Origin of the sequence: Piscinibacter gummiphilus, assembly GCF_032681285.1 — a bacterium.
Classification (GTDB): domain Bacteria; phylum Pseudomonadota; class Gammaproteobacteria; order Burkholderiales; family Burkholderiaceae_C; genus Rhizobacter; species Rhizobacter gummiphilus_A.
Map to the genome: position 1 here is coordinate 2,865,356 of NZ_CP136336.1, position 18,454 is coordinate 2,883,809.

The 18,454-nt window shown below is 69.2% G+C and carries 18 protein-coding genes; 15 read left to right on the forward strand and 3 right to left on the reverse strand.

Features of this window, described 5'->3' with window-relative positions; all coding sequences use genetic code 11:
- Window positions 1-50: 50 nt before the first annotated feature.
- The 4 genes from RXV79_RS13410 to RXV79_RS13425 are packed head-to-tail and all read left to right on the forward strand — an operon-like array spanning window position 51 to window position 5,771.
- Window positions 51-1,616: an AMP-binding protein gene (locus tag RXV79_RS13410; RefSeq protein ID WP_316698021.1), complete on the forward strand. Its 1,566-nt coding sequence runs from the start codon at window positions 51-53 to the stop codon at window positions 1,614-1,616.
- A gap of 14 nt (window positions 1,617-1,630) precedes the next feature.
- Window positions 1,631-2,815, forward strand: coding sequence for an acyl-CoA dehydrogenase family protein (locus RXV79_RS13415; protein WP_316698024.1), 1,185 nt, complete (start codon window positions 1,631-1,633; stop codon window positions 2,813-2,815).
- Window positions 2,816-2,842: 27 nt separating this feature from the next.
- Window positions 2,843-3,808, forward strand: a complete 966-nt coding sequence (locus RXV79_RS13420) for a Bug family tripartite tricarboxylate transporter substrate binding protein (RefSeq protein WP_316698026.1) — start codon at window positions 2,843-2,845, stop codon at window positions 3,806-3,808.
- Window positions 3,809-3,812: 4 nt separating this feature from the next.
- Entirely contained in the window at window positions 3,813-5,771 is a 1,959-nt protein-coding gene (locus tag RXV79_RS13425) for an alkyl/aryl-sulfatase (protein ID WP_316698029.1), read from the forward strand.
- A gap of 52 nt (window positions 5,772-5,823) precedes the next feature.
- Here the strand turns inward: RXV79_RS13425 and RXV79_RS13430 are convergent, their stop codons facing one another.
- A complete protein-coding gene (locus RXV79_RS13430; protein WP_316698031.1) occupies window positions 5,824-6,297 on the reverse strand; it encodes a cupin domain-containing protein in 474 nt (157 codons plus the stop codon).
- Between the two features lie 138 nt (window positions 6,298-6,435).
- Here RXV79_RS13430 and RXV79_RS13435 point away from each other — a divergent pair, with 138 nt between their 5' ends.
- On the forward strand, window positions 6,436-7,131 hold the full coding sequence (locus RXV79_RS13435) for a substrate-binding domain-containing protein (RefSeq protein ID WP_316698033.1): 696 nt from the start codon (window positions 6,436-6,438) through the stop codon (window positions 7,129-7,131).
- A gap of 13 nt (window positions 7,132-7,144) precedes the next feature.
- Here the strand turns inward: RXV79_RS13435 and RXV79_RS13440 are convergent, their stop codons facing one another.
- The gene (locus tag RXV79_RS13440; RefSeq protein ID WP_316698035.1) at window positions 7,145-8,260 is read right to left on the reverse strand and encodes a mechanosensitive ion channel family protein; all 1,116 of its coding nucleotides are present in this window, start codon (window positions 8,258-8,260) and stop codon (window positions 7,145-7,147) included.
- A 100-nt stretch (window positions 8,261-8,360) separates the two neighbouring features.
- On the opposite strand from RXV79_RS13440, the gene RXV79_RS13445 reads away from it, so the two are divergent.
- The 6 genes from RXV79_RS13445 (at window position 8,361) to RXV79_RS13470 (ending at window position 12,953) form a co-directional block, all read left to right on the forward strand.
- Entirely contained in the window at window positions 8,361-10,604 is a 2,244-nt protein-coding gene (locus RXV79_RS13445; protein WP_316698037.1) for an alpha,alpha-trehalose-phosphate synthase (UDP-forming), read from the forward strand.
- Window positions 10,601-11,365, forward strand: coding sequence for a trehalose-phosphatase (gene otsB / locus RXV79_RS13450; protein ID WP_316698039.1), 765 nt, complete (start codon window positions 10,601-10,603; stop codon window positions 11,363-11,365). The genes RXV79_RS13445 and otsB overlap by 4 nt, the downstream gene beginning before the upstream one ends.
- Window positions 11,366-11,375: 10 nt before the next feature.
- Window positions 11,376-11,762, forward strand: a complete 387-nt coding sequence (locus RXV79_RS13455) for a hypothetical protein (protein ID WP_316698042.1) — start codon at window positions 11,376-11,378, stop codon at window positions 11,760-11,762.
- Window positions 11,762-12,022 carry a DUF5985 family protein gene (locus tag RXV79_RS13460; protein ID WP_316698044.1) on the forward strand — a complete coding sequence of 87 codons (261 nt, stop codon included), beginning with the start codon at window positions 11,762-11,764 and terminating at the stop codon, window positions 12,020-12,022. The genes RXV79_RS13455 and RXV79_RS13460 overlap by 1 nt, the downstream gene beginning before the upstream one ends.
- 11 nt (window positions 12,023-12,033) lie before the next feature.
- Window positions 12,034-12,285, forward strand: a complete 252-nt coding sequence (locus tag RXV79_RS13465; protein WP_316698046.1) for a DUF5985 family protein — start codon at window positions 12,034-12,036, stop codon at window positions 12,283-12,285.
- A 116-nt stretch (window positions 12,286-12,401) separates the two neighbouring features.
- Complete coding sequence (locus RXV79_RS13470) at window positions 12,402-12,953, forward strand: OmpA family protein (RefSeq protein WP_316698048.1); 552 nt, start codon at window positions 12,402-12,404, stop codon at window positions 12,951-12,953.
- 15 nt (window positions 12,954-12,968) lie between these two features.
- On the opposite strand, the gene RXV79_RS13475 is transcribed toward RXV79_RS13470, so the two are convergent.
- Window positions 12,969-13,493: a MarR family winged helix-turn-helix transcriptional regulator gene (locus tag RXV79_RS13475; protein WP_316698049.1), complete on the reverse strand. Its 525-nt coding sequence runs from the start codon at window positions 13,491-13,493 to the stop codon at window positions 12,969-12,971.
- Window positions 13,494-13,531: 38 nt separating this feature from the next.
- Here RXV79_RS13475 and RXV79_RS13480 point away from each other — a divergent pair, with 38 nt between their 5' ends.
- The 4 genes from RXV79_RS13480 (at window position 13,532) to RXV79_RS13495 (ending at window position 18,451) form a co-directional block, all read left to right on the forward strand.
- Window positions 13,532-14,863, forward strand: a complete 1,332-nt coding sequence (locus tag RXV79_RS13480; protein ID WP_316698051.1) for a chloride channel protein — start codon at window positions 13,532-13,534, stop codon at window positions 14,861-14,863.
- 243 nt (window positions 14,864-15,106) lie between these two features.
- Complete coding sequence (locus RXV79_RS13485; protein WP_316698054.1) at window positions 15,107-15,682, forward strand: DNA-3-methyladenine glycosylase; 576 nt, start codon at window positions 15,107-15,109, stop codon at window positions 15,680-15,682.
- A 7-nt stretch (window positions 15,683-15,689) separates the two neighbouring features.
- Entirely contained in the window at window positions 15,690-16,583 is an 894-nt protein-coding gene (locus tag RXV79_RS13490; protein ID WP_316698056.1) for a YihY/virulence factor BrkB family protein, read from the forward strand.
- Window positions 16,584-16,636: 53 nt separating this feature from the next.
- Complete coding sequence (locus RXV79_RS13495; protein WP_316698058.1) at window positions 16,637-18,451, forward strand: autotransporter assembly complex protein TamA; 1,815 nt, start codon at window positions 16,637-16,639, stop codon at window positions 18,449-18,451.
- Window positions 18,452-18,454 lie beyond the last annotated feature (3 nt).

Genomic DNA, 18,454 nt, shown 5'->3' on the forward strand with positions numbered 1-18,454 from the left:
CGCGTTGTGACGCCCGCGTTCCTAGACTGGGTCGCAGGAGATACATCACGATGAACCTTGGCATGTACCTGGCGCGCAGCGCGCGCTTCTGGCCCCACCGTCCGGCCGTCTTGTTCCGCGACGGGCAACTCAGCTACCGCGACCTGGAGCTGCGCTCCAACCGCCTCGCGCATGCCTTGCAGGCCCTCGGCCTGAAACGCGGCGACCGGGTGGCCATCGTCTCGCCCAACCGACCCGAGATCGTGGAGTTCGAATGCGCGCTCTACAAGCTCGGGCTCGTGAAGGTGGCGCTGAACTCGCGCCTCGCGCCGCAGGAGCTGGCCGATGCGCTGGCCAACGCCGAGCCGGTGGCCGTGGCGGCAGGCCCCGAGCACCGCGGCATGGTCGATGCGGCGACGCAGCAGCTCGATTCGTTGCAGCACCGCATCGCATTCGAGCCAGCCGGCGGCGACAGCAACTGGCGCCCCTACGAGCCGCTGCTGGCGGCGCAGCCCGACACCCACGTCTGCATCGACATGCAGGCCGACGACCTGGCCGTGCTGCACTACACCTCGGGCTCCACCGGCAAGCTCAAGGCCGCGATGCAGACGGTGGGCAACCGCCACGCCTCGCTGCGCAAGATCATCATGGGCCGCATGCACGCCGGGCCCGGCGACCTGCTCATGCTGTGCGGCCCGATCACCCACGCGAGCGGCATGTTCATCCAGCCCATGCTGTTCCAGGGCGCGAGCATCCTGCTGATGGAGCGATTCCAGCCAGCCGAGATCCTCGAAGCGATCGAGAAGCACCGCGTCACCCACTGCTTCATGGTGCCGGCCATGATCCACGCGCTGCTGGCCGAGCCGTCGATCCGCACGCGGGATCTCTCGAGCCTCAAGCTCCTGAGCTACGGCGCCGCGCCGATGTCGCCGGCGCGCATCCGCGAAGCCTGGGCCGCCTTCGGCCCGGTGCTCGCGCAAGGCTATGGCGCGGGTGAGACCACCGGCGGCGTGCTGGCCCTCTCGATCGACGACCACCGCCGGGCCATCGAGGGCGACCGCCCCGAGTTGCTGCTCGCCTGCGGGCGTGCGGGGGGCGAATCCGACGTGCAGGTGCTCGACGACGCCGGCCGCCCCGTCGAGGGCGATGCGATCGGAGAGATCTGCGTGCGCGGGGCCGACGTCTTCGCCGGCTACTGGCGCGCCGAGCCGCAGACGCGCGAGGTGCTGCAGCCCGATGGCTGGCTGCGCACCGGCGACCTGGCTCGGGTCGACCACGAGGGCTACATCTTCATCGTCGACCGCAAGAAGGAGATGCTGGTCTCCGGCGGCTTCAACGTCTACCCGAGCGAGGTGGAGAAGGTGCTGGCCGAACACCCGGCCGTGCACGAGGTGTGCGTGATCGGCGTGCCCGACGACCACTGGGGTGAAGCGGTGAAGGCCGTCGTCGTTCTGCGGGAAGGCCAGGACGCCGACGGCCCCGACGTGATGGAGTTCTGCCGAGGCCGGCTCGCCGATTTCAAGCGGCCGCGCTCGGTCGACTTCGTGCCAATGCTGCCCAAAAACGCGAACGGCAAGCTCTCGCGCAAGGACGTGCGCGAGCCCTACTGGCTCGGCCGCGAGCGCCGCGTCAACTGAACCCAGGAGCCCACATGACCACCACCCTCTTCGAAGGCTCCCCGGCCGCCGCCGAGTTCATCGCCCGTGTCGACGGCTTCATCGACGGCGAGCTGCGCCCGCTCGCCACCGAACACGGCATCACGCACGAGAAAGGCCCGTCGCGCGAGCTGCTGCGCCAGGTCTGGAAGCGTTCCCACGCGCTCGGCTTCTACGGCATGACGCTGCCGCAGCCCATGGGCGGCGCGGGCTTCAGCCTCGTCGACCACGTGCTGGTGAAGGAGCACCTCTATGCGAGCGGCACGCCCTTCGCGCCGCACATCCTCGGCGAGCTGTCGGGCCCGCCGCGCCTCGGCGCGCTGGTGAAGCAGGCCACACAGGATCAGATGCAGCGCTTCATCCTGCCGGTGGCACGCGCCGAGATGGCGGTGTGCTTCGCCATCACCGAGCCCAACGCAGGCTCCGACGCCGGCGCGCTGGAAACCCGCGCCGTGATCGAAGGCGACGGCTTCGTGCTCAACGGCACCAAGCGCTTCATCTCCGGCTCGCCCTTTTGCGACGCGGCCGTGATCATCTGCGCCACCGGCGAAGACCCGGCAAAACGCGAGACCACCGCCTTCTTCGTCGAGCGCGATCGCCCGGGCTTCCGCATCGAAGAGGGCTACAAGACCATGGCCGGCCAGTCGCACACCGGCAACATCGTGCTCACCGACTGCCGCATCCCGCTCGGCAACCAGATCGGCGAGCGTGGCAAGGGCCTGGCGCTGGCGCTCGGCCGCATCACCGTCAACCGCTTGCTGCACACGCCCGCGATGCTGGGCCTGGCCCAGCTCGCGCTGCAGGACGCCGTGCGCCACGCGCAGACGCGACGCCAGTTCGGCCAGCCCATCGGCGGCTTCCAGGCGGTGCAGCACCTGCTGGCCGACATGGCGACCGAGCTCGCGGCCGCACGCGCGCTGATGCTGTCGGTCGCACGCCGGCTCGATGCCGGCGCCGATGCGCGAGCCGAAGCCTCGATGGCCAAGCTCTTCTGCTCCGAGACCGCCTTCCGCATCGCCGACCGTGCGGTGCAGGTGCTTGGTGGCGAAGGCATCGTGCAGGGCAGCCGCGTCGAATTCCTCTTCCGCCTGCTGCGCATGTACCGCGTGCTCACCGGCACCAGCGAGATCCAGCGCAACACGATCGCCAAGGAGCTGCTGGCGCCCGCCGCAGCGGCCTGATTTCACACAAGACCAGGAGACAAAGTCATGAATGCCATCACCCGCCGTGCCCTGCTCGCCCTCGGCCTGAGCACCGCCTTTGCCGCACACGCCAGCGACGCCTGGCCCGCCAAGCCCATCAAGTGGATCGTGCCCTACCAGGCCGGCACTTCGCCCGACCAGACGGTGCGCGTGGTGGCCGATGCGATGTCGGAAGTCTTCAAGCAGACCATCGTCGTCGAAAACAAGCCCGGCGTGGCCGGCAACCTGGGCGCACAAGTCGCCGCGCGTTCAGCCGCCGATGGCTACACCTGGGTCTACTCCGGCTCGCCCATGTCGACCAGCATGCGGATGTACAAGAAGCCGGGCTTCGACGTGATGAAGGATTTCATCCACATCGGGCGCATCGGCACGTCGGACCTCACCATCGTCACCGGGGTCGGCTCGCCCTTGAAGTCGATGCGCGACCTGATCGACATCAGCAAGCGCGCGCCGGGCAAGCTCTCCTATGGCACCGGCGGCATCGGCTCGCCGGCGCACATGGGCGCCGAGCTGATGCTCAGCACCGCCGGCATCGAAGCCGTGCATGTGCCCTACAAGGGCGCTGCGGAGTCGGCCAACGCCGCCATCGGCAAGCAGGTCGAGTTCACGCTGGCCATCACCTCGGTGGTGCTGCCGCACATCCAGTCGGGCAAGCTGGTGCCGCTGGCCATCACCTCGCCCAAGCGCCACCCGCGCCTGCCCAACGTGCCCACGCTGGCCGAAGCCGGCGTGCCGGTGGAGCTGGTGTCGATGGGCGGGCTGGCCGTGCCGGCCGGCACGCCGCAGCCAGTGGTCAAGCGCATCGGCGAGGTGCTCAACAAGGTGCTCGCCGACCCGGTGGTCAAGACCAAGCTCGAAAACATGGGCGGCAACATCACGCCCAGCACCCCCGCCGAATTCACCGAAGGGCTGCGCGCCGAAATCGCGCTGGCCGAGCGCATGATGAAGGCGGCCAGGCTCGAGGCGCAGTGACGCCATGGCCCTTCTTCGCATCGCCGCCGTGGCGGCGTGGCTGTTCGCCATCGGCACTGCCAGTGCCCAGCCCAAGCCGGCCACGGAGGCCACACGCGCCTTGCAGCAGGCCGCCCGCGCTACCTTGCCGGCCGATGGCCGCCAGGCGTTCGACGACGCGAAGCGCGGCCTGATCGAAGACGCAACCGACCTGGTGGTCGAAGGCCCGGGAGGCCGGCCGATCTGGCGCCTGCGCGACTACGACTTCCTGCAGCGCGAGGAAGCCCCCGACACGGTCAACCCGGCGCTGTGGCGCCACGCGCGGCTCAACCTCGCGAATGGCCTCTTCAAGGTCACCGATCGTCTCTACCAGCTGCGCGGGCTCGACCTCGCCAACATGACCATCGTCGAAGGCGACAGCGGCCTGATCGTCATCGACCCGCTGCTGTCGGTGGAGACGGCGCGCGCCGGCCTCGCGCTCTACTACAAGCATCGCCCGCGCAAGCCGGTGGTGGCGGTGGTCTACACCCACAGCCATGCCGACCACTTCGGCGGCGTGCGGGGTGTGGTCGACGAGGCCGAGGTGAAGGCCGGTCGCGTGCAGGTCATTGCCCCGGCCGGCTTCCTTGAAGAAGCGGTGGGCGAGAACGTGATCGCGGGCCCGGCGATGGCGCGCCGCTCGCATTACCAGTTCGGCACCTTGCTGCCACGCAGTGAGCGTGGCCAGGTCGACGCGGGGCTCGGCAAGGCCGGGCCGCCCGGCACGGTGAGCCTGATCGCGCCGACACGCCTGGTGTCGCAGCCCGTCGAGCGGCTGCGCATCGATGGCATCGACATCGTGTTCGCGCTCACGCCGGCAGCCGAGGCGCCGGCCGAGATGGTGATGCACTTCCCCCAGCTGCGCGTGCTCAACATGGCCGAGATCGTGACGCAGAACCTGCACAACCTGTTGCCCATGCGGGGCGCGCAGGTGCGCGATGCGCTGGCCTGGTCGCGCCACATCGGCGAGGCGCTGCAGCGCTTTGGCAACGAGAGCGACATCCTCATCGCCCAGCACCACTGGCCGGTGTGGGGCCACGACCGGCTGCAGGCCATGCTGAAGAACCAGCGCGACGCCTACAAATACCTGCACGACCAGAGCGTGCGGCTGATGAACCACGGCGTGCCGGCCGACGAGGCGGCCGAGCGCATCCAGCTGCCGGCGTCGCTCGCGGCCGAGTGGTCGACCCGCCCGTTCTACGGTCACCTGAAGCACAACGTACGCGCCGTCTACCAGCGCTACCTGGGTCACTACGACGGCAACCCGGCGCGGCTGGAAGCGCTGCCGCCGGTGGCCGCGGCACGAAAGTCGGTCGAGTACATGGGCGGTGCGGATGCCGTGTTGCGCCGGGCGCGCGAAGACTTCGCCCGCGGCGAATACCGCTGGGTAGCGCAGGTCGCCTCGCAGCTTGTCTACGCCGACCCCTCCAACCTAGCCGCCCGTGCGCTCGCGGCCGACGCCTACGAGCAGCTCGGCTACCAGCAGGAGTCGGCCACCGCACGCAACGCTTTCCTGCAAGGCGCCACTGAGCTACGCAACGGCGTGCCGCGCCTGCCCGCACGCGGGCCGCAGTCGGGCGACATGGCGCGTGCGCTGCCGCTCGACCTGTTCTTCGACTTCCTCGGTGTGCGGCTCGACGCCGCCAAGGCGCAAGGCCATCGCATCGTGCTCAACTGGCGCTTCACCGACACCCACCAGCAGCACCTGCTCAACCTCGAGAACAGCGCCCTCACCCACGTGCCCGGTGCGCAAGACCCGCAGGCCCACGCCACGCTCACCTTGACCCGCGCCACGCTCGACGACATCGCCCAGCAGCGCACGACCCTGCAGGCGGCGCTGCAAGCCGGGCTCGTGCGCATCGAAGGCGATGCCCGCCAGGTGGGCGCGCTCTTCACCATGCTCGACAGCTTCGACCGCGCTTTTCCCCTCGTCGAGCCGAAGTGAGCCCGCCGGCTTCGGCACGGGAGTGCCGAAGTGCGCCTCGAACGACGGGCGTTCAGCCCGGGTGCGTCGGGTCGATCCAGCGCACCTCTTCCGGCGGCTCGGCCGGCGCGATGTCGAGGTTGATCGCCACGGCCTCGCCGTCGCTTCGCACCAGCACGCACTCCAGGGTCTCGGTGCGGCTCGCGTTGATCTCCTGGTGCGGCACGAAGGGCGGCACGTAGATGAAGTCGCCTGGGCCCGCCTCGGCGGTGAATTCGAGCCGCTCGCCCCAGCGCATGCGGGCGCGGCCCTTCACCACGTAGATCACGCTTTCGAGCGGCCCGTGGTGATGCGCGCCGGTCTTGGCGTTGGCGTGGATGTGCACGGTGCCGGCCCACAGCTTCTGCGCGCCGACGCGGGCGAAGTTGATCGCGGCCTTGCGGTCCATGCCGGGGGTCTGCGCGGTGTTCGCATCGAGCGAACCGGCGGGCACGACGCGCACGCCGTCGTGCTTCCAGCGGGGGTCTTGGGACGGGGCGTCGCTCATGGTGGGGCTCCTGTCGAGTGCGTCTGCATTCTGGCGCGGCCATGCCATTCGCGCATATCAGCTAGGACGAGTCCCCGCTAGGCGATGCGGCGGCGCGCGACCAGAATCGTCGCTCCTTCGGCACCGTTTCGCATCCGCATGAGCACCCACCCCCTGTGCGCAATCTCGTCGATGGCCACCCGCCAGGTGCTGGCCGAGCTGGCCGAGCGCTACCGGCAGGCCACCGGCACCGAGGTGCAGGTCGAATCCGTAGGCGGCGTCGACGCAGCCCGGCGCGTGGAGGCCGGCGAAGCTTTCGACCTCGTCTTCCTGGCAAGCGACGCCATCGACAAGCTCGCCGCACTCGGCCATGTGCGTCCCGAAAGCCGGCGCGCCGTCGTCGACTCGTCGGTGGCGATGGCGGTGAAAGCCGGCGCGCCCCAGCCGGACGTGGGCACGGAAGACGCCCTGCGCCGCGCGGTGCTCGCGGCGCGCAGCATCGGCTACTCCACCGGGCCGAGCGGCACGGCCTTGCTGAAGCTGTTCGAGCGATGGGGCATCGCCGAGTCCGTCAAGCCGCGCCTCGTGCAGGCCCGCGCCGGTGTGCCGGTGGGCTCGCTCGTGGCCAGCGGCGAGGCCGAGCTCGGCTTCCAGCAGCTGAGCGAGCTGATGAACCTCGAAGGCATCACCCTCCTCGGCGGCATGCCGCCCGGCCTCGCGATCACCACCACCTTCACCGGCGCGGTGGCCGCCAAGGCGCAGCACCCGCAAGCCCAGGCCGCGCTCGACTTCATGGCGTCGCCCGACACGGCCGAGCTGAAGCGCCGCCACGGCATGGACGTGCCGCAGGGCTGAGCCCGGGCGGCACTCAACTCGCGAGCTGGCGCCGTGGCTCGGGCGAACGCCGCTCGGCTGCCTGCGGCTCGGCTGCCGGGTGCGACAGAACAACCGTGCGCGTCGGGTAGGCGAACTCCACGCCCATCGAGGCCAGCTCCTCGGCGAGCCGGATGTTGATGCGTTGCTGCTCGTCCATGTACTGGTTGTAGTCGGGCCCGAGCACGATGTAGACCACCTCGAAGTCCAGCGAGCTTTCTCCGAAGGCCTTGAAGTGGGCCCGGTCGAAGCGCAGGGCCTTGCTCTCTTCCACGATGGCCTTGACGGACCCTGGAATGCGCTTCAGTTGCTCGGGCGTCGCCTGGTAGGTCACGCCGAATCCGAAGACGATGCGCCGCTCCTGCAGGCGCTTGTAGTTGCTCACGGTCTGCTTCAGCAACTCGGTGTTCGACATCACGACCTGTTCGCCGCCCAGGCTGCGGATGCGCGTGGTCTTCACCCCCACCACCTCCACCGTGCCGGCGATGCTGCCGAGCACGATGAAGTCGCCCACCTCGAACGGCTTGTCGACCGCGATCGCCACCGAGGCGAAGAGATCGCCCAGGATGTTCTGCGCGGCCAGCGCGACCGCGATGCCACCGACGCCGAGGCTCGCCACGAAGGCCGTCACGTTGACGCCCAAGTTCGAGAGCATGGCCAGCAGCACGATCGCCCACAGCACCGAGCGCAGGCCCCACGAGATGAGCGTGGCTGCGGCACTGGCCGTCTGGGTGCCTGAGGCCGCCGTGCGCTGCACGTGGCGGCGCAGCCCGAGCGTCACGGCCGTGTTGGCCCAGAGCGCGATCTGCAGCGCCAGCGCCACTAACCACAGCTGCGAGACACGCCCGGCCCAGCGATCGGGCAGGTCGAGCACGCTCAGGCCGATCAGCAGCGACACCACCAGCATCAAGGCGCGGTTGGTGCTGCCCAGCGTCTCGACCAGCATGTCGTCGGCGCGCGTGGAGGTGTGGCCTGCGAAGCTCTTCAGCCGCTTGAGTGCCAGGCGCACCGCCTGCGTGATGAGCAGGTAGGCCACGAGCGCCACCAGCGCCGCCGACAACAGGTTGGCCACCGAAATGCCAAACAGGGTCGTGTCTCTGAACCAATCCATCCAAATCTCTGTCATACCCATCTCCACTGAGCTACGCCGCCGGGGCGCGGGTCATATTTGCACAAATATAGAATCCTCCCCCCGCGTCTCTGGAAATCATGTGAACACGCTGAGGCTTCAGCTTCGCTTTCTCGTGCCGCTGCTGGCAACCCTGGGCCTCGCCGCTTCTTTCGCGCTGCCGTTGATGGATCAGCTGACGCTGCGTTGGTTCTCGCGCGACCTGAACCTTCGCGGCGAACTCGTGACCAACGCGCTGGCCGAGGCCATTGCCGATGCGATGGTCGAGTCCAACACCGCGCGGCTGCAGCCGATGATCGACCGTGCCGCGAAAGACGAGCGCGTTGTGGGCATTGGCCTGTGCACCCGCGAAGGCACGCTCGACCGGCGCACCGAGGGCTACCCCGCTGCCCTCTCCTGCGACCGAGCCCGTGCCGTGGCCGACTCGGCGCCGCCTGTGCTCGCCATCGAAGGCGGCACCGTGCACGTGGGCGTGCACCCGGTGCAGACGAGCGCCGGCGTCGCCGCAGAGTTGGTGCTGCTGCACGACCTGAGCTTCATCGAACGGCGCAGCCAGGACACCCGCAAGTACCTCATCGCGTTCATCGCCGTGCTGGGTGCGGCCATGGCCTTCATCACCGTCGTGGTGGCGCAGCTGAGCTGGCGCGGCTGGGTGAGCGGCATCCGCGGCCTGCTGCGCGGCGAAGGGCTGCTCAGGCCGCTCGCGCCGGGTCATCACCTGGCACCGCTCGCGGCCGACATCCGCCTGCGCCTGAGAGACCTGGAAGACGAATACCGGCGCGCCCTCGGCCCCGAAACCGAGTGGGACGCCGATCGCCTGCGCGGGCTGCTTCGCACCAAGCTGCGCGGCGACGAAGTGATCGTGGTTTCGAACCGCGAGCCCTACATCCACGAGATCGACGAGAAGGGCGACCTCTTCGTGCGTCGGCCGGCGAGCGGGCTCGTCACCGCCATCGAGCCCGTGATGCGCGCCTGCTCGGGCACCTGGGTCGCGCACGGCGGCGGCAGCGGAGACAGGAAGACGGTCGACGCGCACGACCGCATCAAGGTGCCACCGGGCCGAGACGAATACTCGCTGCGCCGCATCTGGCTCACACCGGATGAGGAACAGGGCTACTACTACGGGTTCGCGAACGAGGGCCTGTGGCCGCTGTGCCATGTGGCGCACGTGCGCCCCGTCTTCCGCGAGAGCGACTGGCAGGCTTACCAGCAGGTGAACCGGCGCTTCGCCGATGCGGTGATCGCCGAAGCGCGCAGCGACGATCCGATCGTGCTGGTGCAGGACTACCACTTCGCCCTGGTGCCCGCGATGATCCGCGAGAAGCTGCCCGGGGCGACCATCCTCACCTTCTGGCACATCCCCTGGCCTAACCCCGAGTCGTTCGGCATCTGCCCGTGGCGACGCGAGCTGCTGCAAGGTCTGCTGGGCAGCACCATCCTCGGCTTCCACACCCGCTTCCATTGCAGGAACTTCATGGAGACGGTCGACCGCTACCTCGAAGCCCGGATCGAGCAGGAACACTCCATCGTCTCGGTGCAGAACACCGAAACCTACGTCGAGAGCTACCCGATCTCGATCGAGTGGCCCGCGAAAGACATCGCCGCCCGATGGCGCCCCGCCGAAGACTGCCGCGCCGCGGTGATCCAGCGGCTCAAGCTCACGCCAGGTCACCGCATCGCGCTCGGCGTTGACCGCTTCGATTACACCAAGGGCATCCTCGAACGGCTGCACGCGGTGGAGCGCCTGCTAGAGAAACACCCCGAGTGGGTTGGGCGCTTCACGCTCGTGCAGGTGGCCGCCCCCACGCGCAGTTCGCTGGAGGAATACCGCTCCTTCCAGGACCGGATCGAGCGCGTGTGCCGGCGCATCGCCGCGCGCTTCGGCTCGCCGGGCTACGAGCCGGTGATCCTGCTGGTCGAGCACCATGAGCATGAACAGCTCAACGAGCTGTATCGGGCAGCCGACGTCTGCCTCGTCACGAGCCTGCACGACGGCATGAACCTCGTCTGCAAGGAATTCGTGGCCGCACGCTCGGACGAACAAGGCGTGCTCGTGCTCAGCCGCTTCGCCGGTGCCGCGCGCGAGATGCACGAGGCGCTGGTGGTGAACCCCTATCACGTTGAGGAGTGCGCCGACGCGATCCACCAGGCACTCGTGATGCCCGCCGCCGAGCAGCGCGAACGCATGGCCAGCCTGCGCATGACGGTGCGCGAGTTCAACGTCTACCGCTGGGCCGGGCGCATGTTGTCCGACGCCGCGCGCATGCGGCTGCGCCAGCGCATCGAAGCGCGTGTGCAGCGCCACGGCGCCACGGAGGCCACGTGAGATCCATCTTCAGTCCCGAGGGCGCCGTGGCCCTGCGCCGCACCGTCGAGACCCAGGCGCTGCTGGTGTTCGACTTCGACGGCACGCTCGCCCCCATCGTCGACGACCCGGCCGATGCCTTCACGCCCACCGCCACGGCCGGGCTTCTGCTGCACCTGCTCGGCCACTTCAAGATCGCCGTGGTGTCGGGGCGGTCGACCCAGGACCTGGCACCTCGCCTGGGCTTCTCGCCCACCTTCGTGGTGGGCAACCACGGCGCCGAAGGGCTGGGCGATGCGCCCTCGGCCGGACACCTCGAAGCCGCGGCATGGCTGATGGCCCGCCTGGCGGCGCACCAGCCCGAGCTCGACGCCGCGGGCGTGACGTTGGAAGACAAGCGGCAATCCTGGACGCTGCACTACCGGCAGGCCGCGGACCACTCGCGCGCCCGGCAGGCGATCCAGCGCGCCATCGAGCCACTGGACGAGCGGCTGCACGCCTTCGGCGGCAAGTGCTGCGTCAACCTCGTGCTGGCCAGCGCCTCGACCAAAGGCGATGCGGTGGAGGCGCTGGTGGCGCAAGCCGGCGCGTCGGGCGTTCTCTTCATGGGCGACGACGTGACCGACGAGTCGGTCTACCGCATGTCGCGCCCGAGCTGGCTCACCATCCACGTCGGCCGCACCGAGCATGTGACGGGTGCAAGCTTCTACGTCGATACTCAGCGCGACGTGGCCAGCGTGCTGCGCCGCCTCGTCGACCTCACGCACACGCTCGGCCACTGAACCCACCCACATGTCGAGACACGACCCCACGATCCCCGATGCGGTCAGGCGATTCGTGCTGACGAGCGTGCCGTCGGTTCCATTCCTGGAGGCCGCGCGGCTCTTCCATCTCGCGCCCGGCGTGCCGCAGACGCCCGACAAGATCGCCTCGGCGCTCTATGTGAGCGTGCCGGTGGCCGAGAAACTGCTTTCGCAGCTGGCCGCGGCCGGCATCGTGGCCGCGGCCGACGGCGCCTACCGTTACGCTCCGCGCGATGCCGAGCTCGCCCAGGCGCTGTCGGATCTCTTTGCCTGCTACCAAGCCAACCTCGTCGGGATCACCAACCTCGTGCACGACGCGACACAGCGCAGCGCCGAGCGCTTCGCCAACGCCTTCAAGTTGAGAAAGGACACGTGATGGCCGAGATTGCCTATGCCGCCTGCGCGATCACGGCCGGCCTGTGCGCCTGGTTGCTGCTGCGTGCCTTCATGCGAAGCCGCTTCCGCCTGCTGCTGTGGGGCGGGCTTTGCTTCGTCGGCCTGACCCTCAACAGCGTGCTGCTCATCTTCGACAAGATGGTGTTCCCCGCGCTCGATCTGTCGGTCTTCCGCTTGTCGATGGGGCTCGTGGCCCTGCTGGTCCTGCTGACTGGCCTCATCCTGGATGGTGACGCATGAACAGTGCCGCCGTGTCAAACGTCCTCATCGGCGCCATCGCCGCCAGTTCGTTCGCCATCGGGCTTTTCTTCCTGCGCTACTGGCGCAGCAGCCGCGATCGCTTCTACCTGCTCTTCGCGGCGTCGTTCCTCATCGAAGCCGTCAACCGCGCGGCCATGGGCGTGATCGGCGTGAGCGAGCTGGAGCCGCTGCACTACTGCATCCGCTTCATCGCCTACGCCGTGATCGTGCTCGCCATCTGGGACAAGAACCGGCGCCGTTGACCGTCAGCAGCGTGAAGCATTTGTCCGAATGCATGATCTATTTGGACAAATCTGCGCTTAACATCCCGGCGCGCCGGGGCCCAGAGGGGGCTCCGACAACCCCAGGAGACAGCGTCGTGAACAAACTCGTTTCAGTGGCAGCCGCCGGGCTCGTGATGGTGCTGGCAGCATGTTCCAGCACCCCGACGGACAAGACCTCGACCACACCCACCGTGCCCTCGGGCGCAACAGCCGGTGCCGGCAAGTCGGGCGCTACCGACGGCACGGGCCAGGCCGCATCGACGGTCCGTTCCACCGCCCTGCCGGCCCACCTCGACCCCAACAGCGCGCTGAGCAAGGAGCACAGCGTGTTCTTCGGCTTCGACGAAGCCGCGATCGGCCCCGAAGACGCCCGCGTGATCGAGCAGCACGGCAAGTACCTTGCAGCCATGCCTTCGCTCAAGGTCAAGATCGAAGGCAATGCCGACGAGCGCGGCAGCGCCGAGTACAACCTCTCGCTCGGTCAGAAGCGCGCCGAAGCCACGCTGAAGGCGCTCAAGATCTGGGGCGTGCGCGACTCGCAGATGGAGCCCATCAGCTGGGGCGAGGAGCACCCGCAGGACAAGGGCCACGACGAATCGGCCTACACCCACAATCGCCGCGCCGACATCGTCTACGCCAAGCCCTGAGCCGGGCCGGCCTTGTCAGACCACCTGGCCGAGCGGGATGTTGGCGGAGCCCTCGTCCGGGTTCAGGCGCGCCAGCAGTTCGGCCAGATCGAGCTCGAGCCGCACAAGCGTTTCGGGTTGAAGCTGGGCCAGCGCATCGGGCAGCACGCCGGTGAACGGGCCCGGCGCCTTCTTGAGCAGGCGCGTTCCGGACGGCAGCACCTTCAGCTGCACGCTGCGCCGGTCGAACGGCGCCTTCGTCGCCGCCACGTACTCGCGCTCGACCAGCGTCTTCACGAGGTTGCTGGCGGTCGACTGGTGCACGTCCATCGCCTCGGCGAGCGCGTTGACGCCGATGCCGGGGGTGGAGCGGATGATGCTCAGCGCCCAGAGCTGCGCACCCCCCACGCCGGTCTTCTTCTCGACCTGCTGGAAATGCGTCTTCACGGCGTTGAACACCTGACGGAATTGCCGCAGCACGCGGGCTGCGGAGGCGTGGTCGCCAATCGCGCCGGACGTGTCGGGCGTGGCGGAGCGGGATGTGCGCTTGCGGGTGGCCATGCGGCCATCATAGGACCGCCGCGTACCGCAGCATGAGCATGGAGCCGCGCTTCCTGCACAACGTGCGCCGCGAGTTTGTCGACTGGCGGCTCTGGGTCGCGCGCGCCGTGGTCATCGCGATGGCCGCCGGCGCCGGGCTCACCATTGTCGGATTCACCTGGCTCACCGAAAAGGCGCTCGGCACCTTTCACGCGCTGCGCGCCGTCGCCTGGTGGTTGCCGCTGGTGTGGACGCCCCTGTGCGCCGCGGCCGTGGTGTGGCTGATCCGGCGCAGCTTCGCGGGGGCGGCCGGTTCGGGCATTCCGAGCGTGATTGCGGCACTCGACTCGTCGGTCGACGCCAACAGCCGCAGCCTCTTCGTCTCAATGAAACTCGCCGTGGCCAAGATGCTGCTCACCGCGGTCGGCCTGCTGGGTGGCCTGTCGATCGGGCGCGAAGGTCCGTCGGTACAGATCGCCGCCGGCATCATGCTGGGCGCCAAGCGCTGGCTGCCGGCGCGCTCGGCCGTGACCGAGCATGGGTTGCTCGTGGCCGGTGGCGCGGCCGGCGTGGCAGCCACCTTCAACACCCCGCTGGCCGGGGTGATGTTTGCCATCGAAGGCCTGTCGCGTGCGCCCGAGCACCGCAACAGCGGTCTCATCATCGCGGGCATCGTGCTCGCGGGCCTGGTGGCGGTGTCCATCCTCGGGCCGGGCACCTATTTCGGCGCCATCCATGTGCCGCACATCGGGCTCGATGCAGTGCTGCCGGGTCTCCTGATCGCGCTGTGCTGCGGCGCGCTGGGCGGCCTGCTGTCGCGGCTGCTCATCCAGTCACTTTCGGGCCGGCCGGCCGGGCGCATCACGGCCTTTCGCCAGCGGCGCCCGGTGGCGTTCGCCGCGGCCTGCGGCCTCGTGGTGGCGCTCCTCGGTGTGGTCACGCACGGCGCCACTTTCGGCAGCGGCTACACCCACACACGCGGTTTGCTCGACGGAGCGGAGTCGACCCCGGGCATCTTCGTGCTCTTCAAGCTGCTGGCCACCTGGGTGTCGGCCTGGTCGGGTGTGGCGGGCGGTGTGTTTGCACCCGCGCTGGCCATCGGTGCGTCGCTCGGCCACGACATCGGCGTGCTCCTGAGCTACCCGCACGCGCCCGCGATGATCGCGCTCGGCATGGCAGGCTTCCTGGCCGCCACGACGCAGACGCCCCTCACCTCATTCATCATCGTGATGGAGATGGTCGACGGCCATGCAATGGTGCTGAGCCTCATGGCCTGCTCGCTCGTGGCGAGTGCCGTCTCGAAGACGCTCAGCCGGCCGCTCTACACGAGCCTGGCCGATGTGCAGCTTGCGCGCCTGCCGCCTGCACCGCCCGCGAAACCGCCCGCATGACGTCTACTTTTCACGCTTGTGGCGGATCGCTCGCCACACCCGGGAAATGCCCGGGTCGAAAATCAATTTGAACAAATACACTTTGCCTGTCCGTGACCTCTCGAGCGGTGGCGGACGCCGACAGAAGCGCTTGTTCTTGGAGCCCCGCCTGGGGCTCCCTTTTCTTTTGGCGTTCAGCTTTCCTTTCGGCCCTCTTTGAGCCTCGGGGCCGAAGGTCATTGCGCATCTGGCAGATTCCGGCACATGCTTGCCAAGAACCTGTGCCGCGCCATCGACTTCGCCGCGCCATCGGTCGAGGTCGCACGCGCGCTCATCGGCACGCTGTTGCTGGTCGACGGCATCGGGGGCCGCATCGTCGAGACGGAAGCGTATGACGTCGACGACCCCGCCTCGCACAGCTTCAGCGGCCCCACGGCGCGCAATGCTGCGATGTTCGGCCCGCCAGGCCACGCCTACGTGTACCGCTCCTACGGGATCCACTGGTGCCTCAACTTCGTGTGCCGCGAGTCGGGGCACGGCGCGGGGGTGTTGATCCGCGCCCTCGAACCCACGCAAGGCCTGGACACGATGCGCGCGCGCCGCCGCGTGCTTGACGAGCGGCTGCTCTGCTCGGGCCCGGGGCGAGTGGGCGCGGCGCTTGCTATCACCCGCGAGGCGCACGACGGCCTGCCGCTCGATCGCCCGCCCTTCGAGCTGCAGCCCGCGCCCATGCCGGCCGAGGTGGTGGTCGGCGTGCGCATTGGCATCTCGAAGGCGAAAGACGCGCCCTGGCGCTTCGGCCTGCGCGGCTCGCGCTTCGTGAGCCGGCGTTTCCTGTGAACCGAACATGACCCGACTGCACAGACTCTGGCATCGCACTCAACACGCCGCCATCGCCGCGCCGGGACTCGGCGTGATCCTGCTCGCCATCCGCAACTACGTGCTGCACCAGAGCGCCAACCAGGCCGGCAGCATGGCGTTCTCGTCGGTGCTGGCGATGTTCCCGCTGCTGTTGCTGATCTCGGCGGGCGCGGGCTTCGTCGGCCAGCCGGGCGATGCGGCGGCGCTCGCCTTGCGCGTGATGGACTACACCCCGCCCGTCGTGCGCGACGCGCTGCAGCCCGTGATCGACCAGGTGCTTGCCCATCGCAACCAGGCCCTGCTCACCATCGGCCTGGTGGTCACGCTGTGGACGGCCTCCTCCGGCATGCAGGCCGTGCGCACTGCGCTCAACCGCGCCTACGGCATCGAGCGCGGCATGCCCTTCTGGAAGGCCCGCATCAAGGTCACGCTCTTCACGGTGGTGGTCGGTGGCGGGGTGCTGCTCACGTTCAGCTCGGTGATCGTCATGCCCTACGTGTGGCAGGCGATCGAAAACAACGTGGGCGTGGGGCGCGAAACGTTGTGGCTGCAGAACAGCGTGCGCTACAGCGCGGCCTTCGCGGCGCTCACCGTGCTCTACGCGCTGATGTACGGCTGGCTGCCCGACATCCCGCAGCGCCTGCGCACCGTCATTCCGGGTGCCCTCGTCGGGGCGGCGCTGTGGGTCGGTGCGGCGGCCACCCTGTCGTACACCCTCCGCACGGCCGGCAAGCTGGCACTGATCTACGGCAGCTTTGCCGGTGTCGTCGCGACGCTCGTGTTCCTGTATGTGGGCGCAACGACGCTCATCTTCGGTGCCGAAGTCAACGCCGTGCTGCGCGAGAAGCTGCTCGCCCCGAAAGCCCCGCCCGACTCCTGACCCGCGCAGGGCACGCCCCTTGCCCCGTCGGCCACTGCCACCCCGACGGATTCATGAGCATCGGACGACGACCCCCCGGCCTTGCCGGCCTTCTCCTGGCGACCTGCATCTGGCTGGTCGCGGGCTGCGCCACGAAGGGCGATGAGGACAAGAAGAAGCCCCCGCCCCCGGTGCGCCTGGAGGTCGAAGCCCCGCGCGAGCTGAAAGACCTGCTCGGCACGCACCTCGACCTCGCACGCCTCGACGTCATCGCCCCCGGCACCTCGCTCGACGAGACCGAACTCGCACGGCTCGTGTCCGCCACGCCCGCGCAGGCGCGCGAGTTGCTCCAGACCGAGGGCTACTTCAATCCGCAGGTCGAGGTGGAAAAGCTTGCCGGTGACCCGCCCGTCGTGCAGGTGCGCGTACAACCCGGCCCGCGCGTGCAGGTGCGTGACGTGAGCATCGAAGTGCGCGGCCCGCTGGCCGAGGCCACGGCACGCGACGAGCCGCATGCCCGCGAGGCGCAAAAGGCGCTGCGCCACAACTGGCCGCTGCCGCCGGGCGCGCCGTTTCGCAACCCACTGTGGAGCGTCGGCAAGCGCGACGCCCTGGCCCAACTGCGCGCCCAGGCCTACCTCGACGCCGAATGGCAAGACACCGCCGCCCGTGTCGACGCCGACCGGCAGGCCGCCGAACTCTCGCTCGTGGCCGAGAGCGGACCGCTCTACCGCACCGGCCCCTTGCGCATCCGCGGCCTGAAGGCACACGACGAAGAGACGGTGCGCAACATCGCCAACTTCGACCCCGGCACCATCGCCACCGAAGAGCTGCTGCTCGACTTCCAGGAGCGACTGCAGAACAGCAACCTCTTCGACCGCGCCACCGTCACCGTGCGGCCTCAGGCAGACGACCCCTCCGCTGCACCCGTCAACGTGCGGCTGCGCGAGCGCAAGCTGCAGGAGGCGACCTTCGGCGTGGGCATCAGCGCCGACGTGGGCGTGCGCACGACGGTCGAGCACATCCACCGCCGCCCCTTCGGCTGGGCCGCGGTGGCACGCAACACCTTCGAGGTCTCGCAGCTGCGCCGCTCGTGGCAGGGCGAGCTCAGCACGCACACCCTGCCCGGCCTCTGGCGCAACCTCGTGGGCGGCGGGGCCGAGCGCATCGAGTCCGACACCGACACGGTGGTCTCGGGCCGGCTGCGGGTGGGCCGAGCGCAAGACACGCGGCCCATCGACAGGCTGGTGTTCCTCGAGCTCGAGCGCTCGTTGCGCCGCAGTGCGCTCGGGCGCGAGCAGTCCAACGCGCTCGGCCTGCACTACCACGGCATCTGGCGCGACGTCGACGACCCGCTGCTGCCCACGCGCGGCAACGTGTGGGTGGGCCAGGTGGGCGCGGGCATGGCCGAGTCGGAGCCCGGCGGGCGCGGCCCGTTCACCCGCCTCTACGGCCGCTACCGCGGCTACTGGCCGGTGGGCCGCTGGTACACGCAGGCGCGGGTTGAGCTCGGCCAGGTATTCACGCGCGACGAGGTGCTCGTGCCCGAATCGATGCGCTTTCGTGCCGGGGGCGACGACTCGGTGCGCGGCTACGCGTATCGCTCGCTCACGCCACAGGTGAACGGCGTCGACACCGGCGGGCGCGTCATCTTCACCACGAGCGTGGAGGCGGCACGGCCGTTTCTCAAGCGCATGCCGGAGCTGTGGGGGGCGGTGTTCGTCGACGCCGGCCGCGCGGCCGATCGCTTCGGCGATCTCAAGCCTGCCTTCGGTGCGGGCGTGGGCCTGCGCTACCGCAGCCCCATCGGCCCGGTGAGTCTCGACGTGGCCTACGGCGAAGAGGTGCGCAAGTTCCGCCTGCACCTCAACGTGGGCGTCACCTTCTGAGCG

Bases quoted from the DNA above. Each gene is read 5' to 3' on its own strand.
- RXV79_RS13420 (WP_316698026.1), top strand. From the start codon at position 2,843: ATGAATGCCATCACCCGCCGTGCCCTGCTCGCCCTCGGCCTGAGCACC.
- RXV79_RS13490 (WP_316698056.1), top strand. From the start codon at position 15,690: ATGACCCGACTGCACAGACTCTGGCATCGCACTCAACACGCCGCCATC.
- RXV79_RS13475 (WP_316698049.1), bottom strand. From the start codon at position 13,493: ATGGCCACCCGCAAGCGCACATCCCGCTCCGCCACGCCCGACACGTCC.
- RXV79_RS13415 (WP_316698024.1), top strand. From the start codon at position 1,631: ATGACCACCACCCTCTTCGAAGGCTCCCCGGCCGCCGCCGAGTTCATC.
- RXV79_RS13410 (WP_316698021.1), top strand. From the start codon at position 51: ATGAACCTTGGCATGTACCTGGCGCGCAGCGCGCGCTTCTGGCCCCAC.
- RXV79_RS13495 (WP_316698058.1), top strand. From the start codon at position 16,637: ATGAGCATCGGACGACGACCCCCCGGCCTTGCCGGCCTTCTCCTGGCG.
- RXV79_RS13435 (WP_316698033.1), top strand. From the start codon at position 6,436: ATGAGCACCCACCCCCTGTGCGCAATCTCGTCGATGGCCACCCGCCAG.
- RXV79_RS13425 (WP_316698029.1), top strand. From the start codon at position 3,813: ATGGCCCTTCTTCGCATCGCCGCCGTGGCGGCGTGGCTGTTCGCCATC.
- RXV79_RS13480 (WP_316698051.1), top strand. From the start codon at position 13,532: ATGGAGCCGCGCTTCCTGCACAACGTGCGCCGCGAGTTTGTCGACTGG.
- RXV79_RS13440 (WP_316698035.1), bottom strand. From the start codon at position 8,260: ATGGATTGGTTCAGAGACACGACCCTGTTTGGCATTTCGGTGGCCAAC.
- RXV79_RS13485 (WP_316698054.1), top strand. From the start codon at position 15,107: ATGCTTGCCAAGAACCTGTGCCGCGCCATCGACTTCGCCGCGCCATCG.
- RXV79_RS13460 (WP_316698044.1), top strand. From the start codon at position 11,762: ATGGCCGAGATTGCCTATGCCGCCTGCGCGATCACGGCCGGCCTGTGC.
- RXV79_RS13455 (WP_316698042.1), top strand. From the start codon at position 11,376: ATGTCGAGACACGACCCCACGATCCCCGATGCGGTCAGGCGATTCGTG.
- RXV79_RS13430 (WP_316698031.1), bottom strand. From the start codon at position 6,297: ATGAGCGACGCCCCGTCCCAAGACCCCCGCTGGAAGCACGACGGCGTG.